Source organism: Bacillus xiamenensis, from assembly GCF_001857925.1.
Lineage (GTDB): Bacteria > Bacillota > Bacilli > Bacillales > Bacillaceae > Bacillus > Bacillus xiamenensis.
Window position 1 is genome coordinate 3342666 of sequence record NZ_CP017786.1, and the last position, 12328, is coordinate 3354993.

At 41.9% G+C, this 12328-nt stretch carries 11 protein-coding genes and 1 other RNA gene; 10 read left to right on the plus strand and 2 right to left on the minus strand.

The annotated features are described in order from the left end of the window. The first annotated feature begins 96 nt into the window (after positions 1-96). Positions 97-603: a PTS sugar transporter subunit IIA gene (locus BK049_RS17150; RefSeq protein ID WP_008356825.1), complete on the plus strand. Its 507-nt coding sequence runs from the start codon at positions 97-99 to the stop codon at positions 601-603. Between the two features lie 74 nt (positions 604-677). Here the strand turns inward: BK049_RS17150 and BK049_RS17155 are convergent. Together BK049_RS17155 and BK049_RS17165 are read right to left on the minus strand one after the other, a co-directional pair. Next, positions 678-1831, minus strand: a protein-coding gene (locus BK049_RS17155; protein WP_145939420.1) for an IS3 family transposase whose coding sequence is annotated in 2 segments (ribosomal slippage) — positions 678-1558 and positions 1558-1831 — 1155 coding nt in all. Because the reading frame shifts where the segments join, the coding sequence is not laid out codon by codon here. Between the two features lie 122 nt (positions 1832-1953). Beyond that, a complete protein-coding gene (locus BK049_RS17165; RefSeq protein ID WP_244887357.1) occupies positions 1954-3072 on the minus strand; it encodes an NADH-dependent flavin oxidoreductase in 1119 nt (372 codons plus the stop codon). A gap of 159 nt (positions 3073-3231) precedes the next feature. On the opposite strand from BK049_RS17165, the gene BK049_RS17170 reads away from it, so the two are divergent. The 9 genes from BK049_RS17170 (at position 3232) to BK049_RS17205 (ending at position 12297) form a co-directional block, all read left to right on the plus strand. Continuing rightward, positions 3232-5478, plus strand: coding sequence for a DEAD/DEAH box helicase (locus tag BK049_RS17170; protein ID WP_071169026.1), 2247 nt, complete (start codon positions 3232-3234; stop codon positions 5476-5478). A gap of 21 nt (positions 5479-5499) precedes the next feature. After that, positions 5500-6747, plus strand: coding sequence for a ribonuclease H-like domain-containing protein (locus BK049_RS17175; protein ID WP_071169027.1), 1248 nt, complete (start codon positions 5500-5502; stop codon positions 6745-6747). A gap of 314 nt (positions 6748-7061) precedes the next feature. Further along, on the plus strand, positions 7062-7298 hold the full coding sequence (gene cotD, locus BK049_RS19155; RefSeq protein WP_008356833.1) for a spore coat protein CotD: 237 nt from the start codon (positions 7062-7064) through the stop codon (positions 7296-7298). A gap of 49 nt (positions 7299-7347) precedes the next feature. Continuing rightward, the gene (locus tag BK049_RS17180) at positions 7348-7908 is read left to right on the plus strand and encodes an SLOG family protein (RefSeq protein WP_206760273.1); all 561 of its coding nucleotides are present in this window, start codon (positions 7348-7350) and stop codon (positions 7906-7908) included. A 57-nt stretch (positions 7909-7965) separates the two neighbouring features. Continuing rightward, complete coding sequence (gene gpsB / locus BK049_RS17185) at positions 7966-8271, plus strand: cell division regulator GpsB (protein ID WP_071169028.1); 306 nt, start codon at positions 7966-7968, stop codon at positions 8269-8271. Positions 8272-8331: 60 nt separating this feature from the next. Further along, an RNA gene (rnpB, locus tag BK049_RS17190) (RNase P RNA component class B) lies at positions 8332-8715 on the plus strand. A gap of 108 nt (positions 8716-8823) precedes the next feature. Continuing rightward, positions 8824-9978 carry a THUMP domain-containing class I SAM-dependent RNA methyltransferase gene (locus BK049_RS17195; RefSeq protein WP_008356840.1) on the plus strand — a complete coding sequence of 385 codons (1155 nt, stop codon included), beginning with the start codon at positions 8824-8826 and terminating at the stop codon, positions 9976-9978. A gap of 105 nt (positions 9979-10083) precedes the next feature. Next, positions 10084-10281 (plus strand): hypothetical protein, encoded by a 198-nt coding sequence (locus BK049_RS17200; protein WP_071169029.1) that lies wholly within the window; start codon positions 10084-10086, stop codon positions 10279-10281. 75 nt (positions 10282-10356) lie between these two features. Beyond that, complete coding sequence (locus tag BK049_RS17205) at positions 10357-12297, plus strand: ATP-dependent DNA helicase (protein ID WP_071169030.1); 1941 nt, start codon at positions 10357-10359, stop codon at positions 12295-12297. Positions 12298-12328 lie beyond the last annotated feature (31 nt).

Sequence of the window (12328 nt, forward strand, 5' to 3'; positions counted from 1 at the left end):
ATGATTAAATAGTGTTGAATAAAGCAGGGTGTATGAGCATGAAGGTTTATACGCTGAATAGATCTAGGAGCAAAGCTTGAAGGGAGCAAATGAACATTGCTGAAAAAATTATTCGGTTTCGGAAAAAACCAAGATGATGTAAAGGAAGAAATTATTTATTCTCCAGCTGATGGAGAGTTAATGGATATGACGGATGTACCAGATCCCGTCTTTTCTCAAAAGATGATGGGAGACGGCGTCGCCGTAAAACCAAAAAGTGGCACCATTGTGTCACCAGTAGAGGGTGAAATTATTCAGCTCTTCCATACAAAACATGCAATTGGGATTCGCACACTCTCAGGGCTTGAGCTTCTGATTCATATCGGACTTGAAACGGTTGGATTAAATGGTGAAGGGTTTGAATCGCACATTAAAGAAGGGGACAAAGTAAAAGCCGGTGATCCTCTCATTACGTGTGATTTAGCACTCATTGAAGAAAAAGCGGCAAGCACAGTGACTCCTATTGTCATCATGAATGGTGATCTAGTCGAGAGACTTGATAAAGAACCAAAGGGATCTGTTGAAAAGCAGACGTCCAAGCTCTTTACAGTGAAAATGAAATAATTCATGAACATAAAAAAAACTACCCGCGTGGGACGGGACTGACCCCCGTTTTTGAGACAGGGATCAAAACACCTTTACGAAACAGCCAGTTGCCGATAGTTTATCGGTGATTGGTTGTTTAGTTTCGTTTGAATACGAATGTTGTTATAATAATAAATGTATTCTTTGACAGTGCGTTCTACGATGGTGTTCGTAGTTCGATCAATCCTGTTAAGATAGAACGTTTCAGACTTTAGTGAGGAATGAAACGATTCGATGGAGGCATTATCAGCGGGCGTCCCTTTACGGGACATGCTCATGGTAATGCCTTTCTTATGAACAGCTTTCTGATACTCGTAAGATGTATACACAGAACCTTGGTCGCTATGTAACACGCAGTTCTCAGGCAGTGATGGGAGCTGATTAAGTGTGTTTAAGATAAAGTCTGTGTCCTGCTTATCACCAATATTAAAAGCAATCACTTCTCCATTATATAAATCCAATATACTGGAAAGGTACAATTGTTTCTGTCCATAAGGCAAATACGTGATGTCCGTTACTAGTTTTTCAAGAGGGCGATCAGACTGAAAGTTCCGATCCAGTATATTACCAGCCACGGCATAGGGCTGTCCATTTTTCTTACGCTTTTTCATTTTAACTCGGCACTGCCACTGGTTTTTCTGCATGATACGTTGAACAGTTTTATGGTTAATACGCATGCTCATTTTTAGTATGGCGGTGATTTTTCGATAACCATATCGATACTTGTGCTCTCGGCACAACGTGCCGACCTGTTTCTCTAGTTGTCTTTTAGAGTGATTCTGAGTCAGATCCTTTTTCCATCTATAGTACGAAGTGCGTGAGATACCTAAATGGAAACAGATGTCCTGTATCGTCATCGTTTCGCACAATTCTTCTACCAGTTTGATTGACGTTTCCTTATCAACTTCCTTTCCAATTCGTTGTACTTTTTTAAAACTTCATTCTGTTGACTCAAATAGCGATTTTCTGCCTGAAGTCTCTCTAATTCGGAAGAGTACTCAGGACCCTTTCCATAGGTATATTGTTTTCCAACAGGCTGTTCAAACCGGTGTGTATCCCCAGCCTTATGCCACCTCACCCATGTCTGAACCTGCGTCTTATTCTTGATATTCAATTTTTGCATAATCTCTTTCATAGGTACGCCTGCCAATCTCATTTCTACAGCCTTCTGTTTGACTTCAACCGGATAACTCACTCTTGTCCCCATAGAAAAAACACCTCCATGTTTTATTTCGGATCACAACGATCCATTTTCAAACTTGAAGGTGTTTTTTATTTGTCTCATCTGATGGGGTCAGTCCCCGTGATAGGGTAGTTTTTTTGAGGAAGTTAATCCTCCATCGGAAGCCAGCCTTTGTTTGCTTCCATGATCGTCCACAATCTCTCTGGAATCAAATATTTGTCTTTTTGACTGCGTTTCATAACAGTTTCGATCTCACTTTCTCGACCTTCTTTAATCTTCAGTGCCCAATCTGGATCAACAATCAGTTCTCTTGCGACAGCGATGAGCGGAATTCCTTGATTGTACGCATTCAGTGCATCCTCAGCTGTAATGACGCTGCCGACGCCGATAAGCGGAAGGGTATCGCCGCAGCGCTCTTTTAATAGCTCCATGCGCGTCTTACTAGTATCAGCACCGCGTCTTGCCTTAGCGTCAATCTCCATTAACGAAATATGCAAGTAATCAAGGCTTTTCGTCTTGAGTACATCAACTAACGTGAATGTTTCTGTCATGGTTAAACCAGGTGTTTCTGGTTCCTCAGGGGATAGACGATAGCCAAAGATAAATGGTTTTGTCACATGCTCCTTGATCGCTTCTTTGACTGCGTCTACAACCGCAATTGGAAATGCGAGACGCTTTTCTTCACTTCCGCCCCATTGATCTGTGCGCTGATTGCTATGCGGGGAGTAGAATTGCTGTAATAAATACCCGTTTGCTCCGTGGATTTCCACACCATCAAAGCCTGCTTGGATCGCTCTTCTTGCTGCTTCTTTAAATGAGTCGATAATATGGATAATTTCTTCTTCTTTTAAAGCGCGTGCAACCTGTTTGCCATCTTTGAACACATCACTTGGTGCAACGACATCACCGTTTGGAACCAAATGAGGGAGAGCTTGAGAGCCGCCGTGATGAATTTGAATGATTGCTTTTGTTCCTTTCGCTTGGATCGCAGAAGCTAACTTCTTAAGGCCAGGTATATCTTCATCTCTTGCAATGGAAGGCTGTCCTTCAAACGCCTTACCATCTGGCGTCACGTTTGCGCATGCTGTGATGACCATGCCCATTTCCTTTGATCTAGCTGTAATGAAATCAATTTCTTCCTTTGAGATCGTGCCATCCTCATGAGAACCGAAGTGTGTCATTGGTGCAACCACTAGCCGGCCATCAATAGAAGCACCCCCCGGGAATGTAAAAGGTTCAAATAAAGGCTTAAATTCTTTTTTCAATCTGATCAACTTCTTCCTTCGTAAAATCATTTCACTATAGAAGTGTAATAGATACTGTTACACCACTTCAAAATATTTGCTCACAGGCGGCGCATCAAAAAATTGCCGCCTAGTCATGCAAACAAATATTCGGTACACTAGAATGAGAGGTGATGCCATATGAAAAAGAAAACAATGAACGAACTCATAGAAGACTTAAAAAAAGACGAACAGGTCGAGCATTGGCATGAAATTGAAGCGAAGCCTGCAAAGACATCTCCAGTTCCTGAAAGAGTAAATGACAGGCTCAAAAAGGCGCTTGAGAAACGAGGCGTGAGCGAACTCTATATTCATCAAAAGGAAGCCTTTGAACGTGTAATGAATGGTGAGCATGTGGTGACTGTGACACCTACAGCTTCAGGTAAAACGCTTTGCTACAATCTGCCTGTCCTTCAGTCGATCGCAGAAGATCAGACAAGTCGCTCCCTTTATTTATTCCCAACAAAAGCGCTCGCGCAAGATCAAAAAAGTGAATTAAACGAAATCATTCATGAGATGGATGTTCCAATTCATAGTGAAACCTATGACGGGGACACCTCCCCGGCGATTCGCCAGCGCGTCAGACAAGCAGGACATATTGTGATCACAAATCCGGATATGCTGCATTCAGCCATTTTGCCTCACCATACGAAATGGGTCAGCTTATTTGAGAATTTGAAGTATATTGTCATTGATGAGCTTCATACATATCGAGGTGTATTTGGCAGTCATGTCGCCAATGTCATTCGCAGGCTAAAACGCATTTGTGCATTTTACGGAAGTGACCCGATCTTTATTTGTACATCTGCGACCATTGCAAATCCAAAGGAGCTTGCAGAGCAGCTGACTGGAAGCAAGATGCATCTGATTGAACGAAACGGAGCGCCTAGCGGTAAAAAGAACTTTGTCTTTTACAACCCGCCAGTTGTCAATCAGCCATTAAATATTAGACAAAGTGCAGCCACTGTCGTCAATCAGCTGGCTAAAACCTTTTTAAAAGAAAAAATCCAAACGATCGTTTTTGCTAGAAGCAGAGTGAGAGTTGAAGTGATTTTAAGTCATATTCAAGAGCTAGTAAAAAAAGAAATAGGTCCAAAATCGATTCGTGGTTATCGCGGGGGGTATTTGCCAAAAGAGCGGCGCATGATTGAAAAAGGATTAAGAGAAGGAGACATATTAGGAGTCGTCAGTACGAACGCACTAGAATTAGGGGTGGATATTGGCCAGCTAAAAGTATGCATCATGACGGGGTATCCTGGCAGTGTAGCAAGCACGTGGCAGCAGGCAGGGCGAGCTGGAAGGCGTCATGAGGAAGCGCTTATTATCATGGTCGCCAGCTCTTCACCGCTTGATCAATATATTGTCAGACATCCTGAATATTTCTTTAACAGACCGCCTGAATCGGCAAGGATCAATCCTGAGAACCTCATTATTTTAGTCGATCATCTCAAATGTGCGTCCTATGAACTTCCATTTCGAGAAGATGAACAGTTTGGCGATATGGATGTAGAAGAAATCTTGCAATACTTACATGAAGAAGGGGTTCTTCATTTTAGCGGAAACCGTTATTATTGGTCAGATCAATCGTTCCCAGCTCATGGCATCAGTCTGCGGTCTGCGAGCCAAGAGAATGTTGTCATTGTCGATCAATCCGATGTAGCGAACGTTCGAATTATTGGGGAAATGGATCGATTCAGTGCAATGACGTTACTTCATGATGAAGCCATTTATTTACATGAAGGGGTTCAGTATCAAGTGGAAAAGCTTGATTATGAGCATCTGAAAGCTTATGTCAAACAAGTAGATGTTGAATACTATACAGATGCGAATTTAGCGGTACAGCTTAAGGTGCTTGAAATTGATGAGACAACGGAGAAGGAAGCGGTATCTGTTCACTACGGTGATGTAACCGTAAACGCAATGCCGACCATTTTTAAAAAAATTCGATTGTCAACGGGGGAAAATATCGGGTCCGGCCCGATTCACTTGCCTGAAGAAGAAATTCATACGAGTGCTGCTTGGTTTGAGTTACATGAAGCAGAGCGGAATTTTGAAGAAAAAACACTTGAACAGCTTTTGCTCGGTATTGCCAATGTTCTTCAGCATATTGTCCCTGCATTTGTCATGTGTGACCGCTCTGACATTCATGTCATTTCTCAAATAAAGGCAGCGCATACCGGGAAACCGACAGTGTTTTTATATGACCGTTACCCTGGCGGAATTGGTTTAAGCAAAGAAGTCCAAGCTCGTTTTGGTGAGATTGCCCGTGCGGCCGCTCAGCTGATTGAGCGCTGTAGCTGCGAGAATGGCTGTCCATCCTGTATTGGCATGGAAATGAAAGAGATCGATGGAAAAAGCAGTATCATTCAATTGATGTCTGTATTTTAACGGAAAGGAGGACACCTGATCATGTCTTTAAAAGGGAAATTAAACAGAATGAAAAAGCACCTTTCGCACAATCAGCCAGATGAAAAGCGTGAGGCGGTTAAAGAAGGAACAGCACAAACTGTGACAGCTGAAAACATCCCATTTTTAAAAGGGTGGGAGCAATTAGGTGCAGCACCTTACTACTTTGAGAACTCTTTTTGCCTCATTCGAGAAGTCACTTATCCACTGCATCATCAGCATGGACAATATTCATTCGCAGAACTCCCGAACATGGTGAACGCATGGAATGAAAGTGAAATGCAGCATTCTCTTTCTGCAAAAGGTTACAAGCCTCACGAGCTATTTTTCTTCGATACAGAAACAACAGGATTATCTGGCGGGACGGGAAACATGATTTTTTTGCTAGGGCATGCGAGGGTCTATCAAGACAAGGTTGTCGTCAAACAGCATCTGCTCACTAGTCCAGGAAATGAAGCAGCTCTCTATAAAAGCTTCCTCAGCGAAGTCGATGTAGAATCGCTTGTGACATATAATGGAAAGTCATTCGACTGGCCTCAGGTGAAAACGAGACATACGTTATTACGTGATCAAATACCTGCCCTACCTGAATTTGGCCATTTTGATCTTTTGCATGGCTCCAGAAGATTGTGGAAACATAAATATGAGCGGATGGCTCTTTCCGTTGTAGAAAAGGAGGAGCTGCACGTCAATCGGGAGGGGGACACACCAGGGTTCCTGGCGCCAATGATCTATTTTCATTTTTTAAAGGAACAAAACCCGAAGTTGATTGAAGGGATTTTGACTCATAATGAACTAGATGTCCTCTCGTTAATCAGTCTCTACATTCACCTGTCAAAAAAAATATTATCCAAAGATGCCGTGAAGGAAAGCGATGAGAAATACGCACTAGCTAGATGGCATCTTGCGCACCGTGATATAAAAGAAGCGACGAAACATTTACAAGAATTAACGGGAACTGAATTTGAACATGAGAATCATGCGGCTTATGATCTATCCTTACAATACAAGCGGTTGAACCAATGGGATGAAGCGGTTCGCATATGGAGGCGTCTTTTTGAATCAAATGATGTTCATGTAGCGTTAAAAGCGGGTGTAGAGCTTGCAAAGCATGAAGAACACGGCCAAAAAGATGCAAGCGCAGCCCTTTCAATCACTGAATCATTATTATCTTTATCGTCTTTAAGCGAACGGGACATTGAAGCACTTGAAAAACGAAAAAAGCGGCTCTTAAGAAAAGCTGGGCAATGAAATTATTGCCTGGGAAAGCGCAAGAAATGACAACGTTCGGCTCTCGGACGAAAATAAAAATTGTTTAGCACTTTTATTGTAGAAAAGTCACGAATCCTGTAAAATAACGTTAGATATTGAATGAGGAGCGTAGAGCATGTATAAGGGTCTTTTTTACTTGTTTTTTCTTGTTGTCATTTTGGTCGCTTTCGTGTTTTCAAACTATAAAGATGTTTTTCTTGCAAATTTTTAAAATAGGTTAATGCATTAGTACATGTACACCTCTTGATTCATACATTGTTAATGTAAGGAATTCAAGGAGAGGGGAATGCTACATGTACCATCATCATCATTGCAAGCCAAATGTTACACAGCCAATTGTTCATCCAACGAATCACTGCTGTACACACAGTGAGTCAACAACAATTGTGCCGCATATCCATCCGCAGCATGTGACAAATGTACACCACCAAAATTTCCAACATGTTCACTACTTCCCGCATACGTTTTCTCAGGTGGACCCGGCAACACATCAACACTTTAACTGCGGTGGACCTTGCTGTAACAGATAAAGTGAAATGGGACTTTTATAAGTCCCTTTTTTTAAAAGCAGGTGAAAAAATGAAAATTATTGCTGTCACAGGGTACAAGCCATTCGAGCTTGGGATATTCAAACAAGACGAGCCCGCGCTTCAATACATAAAAGCGGAGCTTCAGAAAAGGCTGACAGCACTCATTGAAGACGGACTGGAATGGGTTCTTATTTCAGGTCAGTTAGGTGCAGAAATTTGGGCAGCCGAAGTCGTGTTTGCGCTTCAAGAGGAGTATCCAGCGTTAAAGCTTGCTGTCATTACGCCATTTTATGAACAGGAAGAGCGCTGGAACGAACAAAATAAAGAGCTGTATGAAGGGATTCTTGCACAAGCTGATTTTGTAGAAAGTGTCACGCATAGACCATACGAAAGTCCGGCACAATTTAAACAAAAGAACCGCTTTTTTATTGAAAAAACAGATGGTCTTCTCGCCTTATATGATCCCGAGCATGAAGGCTCGCCAAAGTATATGATCAAAGAAGCGCAAACCTATACCGATTACCCAATTATGTATATTACAATGGATGATTTAAGAGCACAGGTTGAGGCAGAAGATCCGTTTTTTGATGAAAAGCAAGAGAAAATTTGACAACGTCACGTATTTCTGAAAAAATATACTATGAATTCACGATATGAGGTGAAAAAGATGCTTGCTGATAAAGTAAAGCTTTCTGCGAAAGAAATTTTAGAAAAAGAATTTAAAACAGGTGTCAGAGGGTATAAACAAGAAGAAGTCGATAAATTTTTAGATATGGTCATTAAAGACTATGAGACATTCCATCAAGAAATCGAAAAGCTTCAACAAGAAAACCTTCACTTGAAGAAACAGCTTGAAGAAGCCGTTGAACAAGGGAAAAGACAGCCTGCACAGTCCAATACAACAAACTTTGATATTTTAAAAAGACTATCTAACCTTGAGAAACACGTTTTCGGCAGCAAACTTTATGATTGAGTCCTGCTGAAAAAGCTTGTGTCAGATGACATTGTCGTTTATAATAACGCATGGTGATTAACGTTCGGGTAATCGCTGTAATGCTTTTAGGCATTGCAGAGGAAAGTCCATGCTCGCACGGTGCTGAGATGCCCGTAGTGTTCGTGCCTGGCGAAAAAATAAGCCAGGGCAGCCTGGGAAAGGCTGACGGCAGGAAAAATGCCTACGTCCTTTTAGGATATGGCAAAGTATCCTTGAAAGTGCCACAGTGACGAAGTCTCACTAGAAATGGTGAGAGTGGAACGCGGTAAACCCCTCGAGCGAGAAACCCAAACTTGGTAGGGGAACTTTCTCAAAGGAACCAAACGGAGAGAAGGACAGAGAATTCTGTAGATAGATGATTACCACCTGAGTACGAGGCTTTTGCCGTTTGCAGTACGATGGAACAAAACATGGCTTACAGAACGTTATATCCGTTATGATAAACATGATGAAAACAAAGCTCTCCTATTTCTACATATGGAGAGCTTTTATCTTGAATACATAAAAGGACGAGAAAACAGGTGATAAAAAGTGAAAACCTATACACTCATCGCAACAGCGCCAATGGGAATAGAAGCGATTGTTGCAAAAGAAGTAAGAGATCTTGGCTATGAGTGCACAGTAGATAATGGGAAAGTTATTTTCCAAGGAGATGCCCTTGCCATTTGCCGTGCAAACCTTTGGCTGCGTACAGCAGACCGAATTAAGGTCCAAGTTGCTGAATTTTCGGCCAAAACATTTGATGAGCTTTTTGAGCAGACGAAAGCTATTGACTGGGCCGCTTTTTTACCGAAAAATAGCACGTTCCCTGTCATCGGTAAATCTGTCAAATCACAGCTTGCCAGTGTGCCTGATTGTCAGCGCATCGTCAAAAAGGCGATCGCGCAAAAACTGAGATCATCTTACAACATTCAGTCTGAATGGCTTGAAGAGACCGGCCCTGAATATAAAATTGAAGTCGCGCTTTTAAAAGATAAAGCATTACTCACTCTCGATACGTCTGGTGTGGGTCTTCATAAGCGCGGATACCGTGCGGATCAAGGCGGTGCGCCAATTAAAGAAACCCTTGCTGCCGCGCTCGTGTTATTAACGAACTGGACACCTGACCGTCCATTTGTGGATCCATTTTGCGGATCAGGAACCATTGCCATTGAAGCTGCCATGATTGGACAAAACATTGCCCCTGGATTTAACCGGGAATTTGCATCCGAATCATGGGAGTGGATCGGTGAGGATGTCTGGAACAAAGCGCGTCTTGAAGTGGAAGAAAAGGCGAACTATGATCAGCCGCTTCACATTATTGCAAGCGATATTGATCATCGCATGGTAGACATTGCAAAGTTAAATGCAGAAGAAGCTGGACTAAGTGAATTGATCCAGTTTAAACAAATGCAGGTGAAAGACTTCCAAACAAAAGAAGAATATGGTGTGATTGTCGGAAATCCACCGTACGGAGAACGTCTCAGTGATAAACCAGCTGTGGAAAAAATGTATCAAGGGATGGGGGAAGCATTTAAAAACCTAGACACTTGGTCCATTTATATCTTAACATCACACGAAAAGTTCGAAGAGTGCTTCGGAAGAAAAGCGACGAAAAAGAGAAAACTGTTTAATGGATTTATTAAAACAGACTACTATCAATACTGGGGAAAACGCCCGCCTAGAAAACAAACAACTGAAGCATAAATCAAGTCGCATCCTTTTATGGGTGTGATTTTTTTGTGCCGAAAAGGTATAAGTCCTCACAGGACGGAATAAACTGAACTTGATTTTAAAAAAAGAGGTGTCTCCATGATTCATTATGATCAATTTCAGTTAATCCAAAAAGCACTCGCTTCGACGGCTCAAGAAATAGAAGGGCTTGAAACGGGACAATCTGCTCAGCTTACGGCAGCCATAGAAGACTTAGCGTTAGCTCAGGCTTACATAGAACGTTCAGAGCACTCATTTTTAATGAAGGAAAGTTATCAGTATCGCCTGCGCTCATAAAAAAAGATTGTCATTCCCCAGCATAAGTGTTACTATTGAATGTCTGAATGATTCAAAAGTTGGGGGTTGAAGCAGGTGACAGCATCTCGTTTGCCTTTTTCATTATCAAAAGAACACAATTTTTACGAAGAACTGGGCAACTGGATTGGTGATGTGTTTTATGACATTTTGCCAGAAAAGGGCTTTGATCTTCGAGATGAACAAATATTCATGGCTTTTCAGTTAGAAAGAGCCTTTAAAGAAAAAAGTGTGATGTTTGCCGAAGCTGGGGTAGGTACAGGCAAAACAATCGTCTATCTCTTATTTGCGGTCACATATGCAAGATATACAGGGAAACCTGCGATTATTGCATGTGCAGATGAAACGCTAATTGAACAGCTGGTTAAACAAGAAGGTGATATCTATAAAATTGCCAATCACCTTGATATTCAAATAGATGCGAGATTAAGTAAATCGCATGATCAATATTTATGCTTGAAAAAACTAGAGAAAACGATGCAGCGTGAAGATGATGAGAAGTGGCTCGATATTTATGAATCGCTTCCTTCATTTGTTCATGAATCTCATGGGATGCAGACTTTTTATCCGTATGGTGATCGAAAAGAGTACCCAGAATTAACAAATGATGAGTGGTCCAGAGTTGGCTATGACTCTTTTCAGGACTGCTTGACATGCGACATGCGGCACCGCTGCGGCTTGAATTTATCAAGAGACCATTACCGAAAAGCAACAGATCTGATCATTTGTTCTCATGATTTTTACATGGAGCATGTATGGACAAAGGAATCCCGCAAACGTGAAGGACAGCTTCCGCTGCTTCCTGAACATAGTTCTGTTGTATTTGATGAAGGACACCTTCTTGAGTTTGCAGCACAAAAAGCCTTAACATACCGAGTGAAACAATCAACGCTTGAGACATTTTTGGAGCGTCTTTTGCAAAATGATATTCGCGAAGAATTTGCAGAGCTCGTTGAAGATGCACTTGCAACAAACGATGAGTTCTTTTATCTCTTAAAAACACATGCCAAAGAAATCAAAGGCTCACATCGCCTTGAAATCGGGCGCGTGGAAGAGGTAAAGCGTTCAGCAAGTGAATTATGTGATTTACTTGAAAAGATCGGAGAAGCACTCGTATTTGAATCAGAGATGTATACAATTGATCAATACGAATTGTCTGTTGTGGAGGAGTACATTGAACAGATGGCGTATTCCCTGTCACTCTATCAAAAAGAAGCGATTAGCTGGCTTGAGAAGCAGGAACTAGATACGACATTTGTCGTGATGCCAAAGACCGTTGCAGAGGTACTTGGTGAAAAGGTATTCTCGCAAAAAATTCCTTACATTTTCTCTTCTGCTACATTGTCTGAAAACCAATCATTTGATTATTTAGCTGAAAGCCTTGGGATCAAAGATTACTTATCCATGAGCGTGGCTTCGCCGTATGATTACGAGGAGCAAATGCAAATTTATTTTCACGGCATTCAGCACCCAATCTTAGAGCCAGGTGAAAAAGGGCAGCAAGTGATGGCTCAACTGAAAGAAAATGGCGGGCGATCTCTCATCTTATTCCCTTCATTTGAAGAGCTTCATGTGTTTAGAAAGCAGCTCGACGCTTCAAACGAATCGCTGCCTTTCCATGTGTACTTTGAAGGAGACGAGGAGATCAGCACCATTGTGCAAAAATTCCAAGCAGATGAGACGTCTGTGTTATGTTCCGTTCATCTGTGGGAAGGATTGGATATCCCGGGGCAGTCTCTAACGAATGTCGTCATTTGGGGACTTCCATATCCGCCGCATGACCCAGTATTTGAAGCGAAACGGAATGAAGCAGAGAATGCATTTACTGAAGTAGACCTTCCGTATATGCTGCTTCGATTACGTCAAGGGATTGGGAGACTGATTCGGACAAGCAAGGATGCTGGAAGCATTCATATTTACTTTGGCAGTAAGGAAGATACCGAACTGCAAAGTAAAATTGAATCCGTTCTTCCAGTAAAGCCGGTCATCACGTCATAAAAAACGAATGGACAAGAGGAGGATACGAGCA

What these genes read in the sequence shown, in the direction of transcription:
- BK049_RS17200 (WP_071169029.1), top strand. Translation starts at nt 10,084, where the DNA reads ATGATTCATTATGATCAATTTCAGTTAATCCAAAAAGCACTCGCTTCG.
- gpsB (WP_071169028.1), top strand. Translation starts at nt 7,966, where the DNA reads ATGCTTGCTGATAAAGTAAAGCTTTCTGCGAAAGAAATTTTAGAAAAA.
- BK049_RS17175 (WP_071169027.1), top strand. Translation starts at nt 5,500, where the DNA reads ATGTCTTTAAAAGGGAAATTAAACAGAATGAAAAAGCACCTTTCGCAC.
- BK049_RS17180 (WP_206760273.1), top strand. Translation starts at nt 7,348, where the DNA reads ATGAAAATTATTGCTGTCACAGGGTACAAGCCATTCGAGCTTGGGATA.
- cotD (WP_008356833.1), top strand. Translation starts at nt 7,062, where the DNA reads ATGTACCATCATCATCATTGCAAGCCAAATGTTACACAGCCAATTGTT.
- BK049_RS17170 (WP_071169026.1), top strand. Translation starts at nt 3,232, where the DNA reads ATGAAAAAGAAAACAATGAACGAACTCATAGAAGACTTAAAAAAAGAC.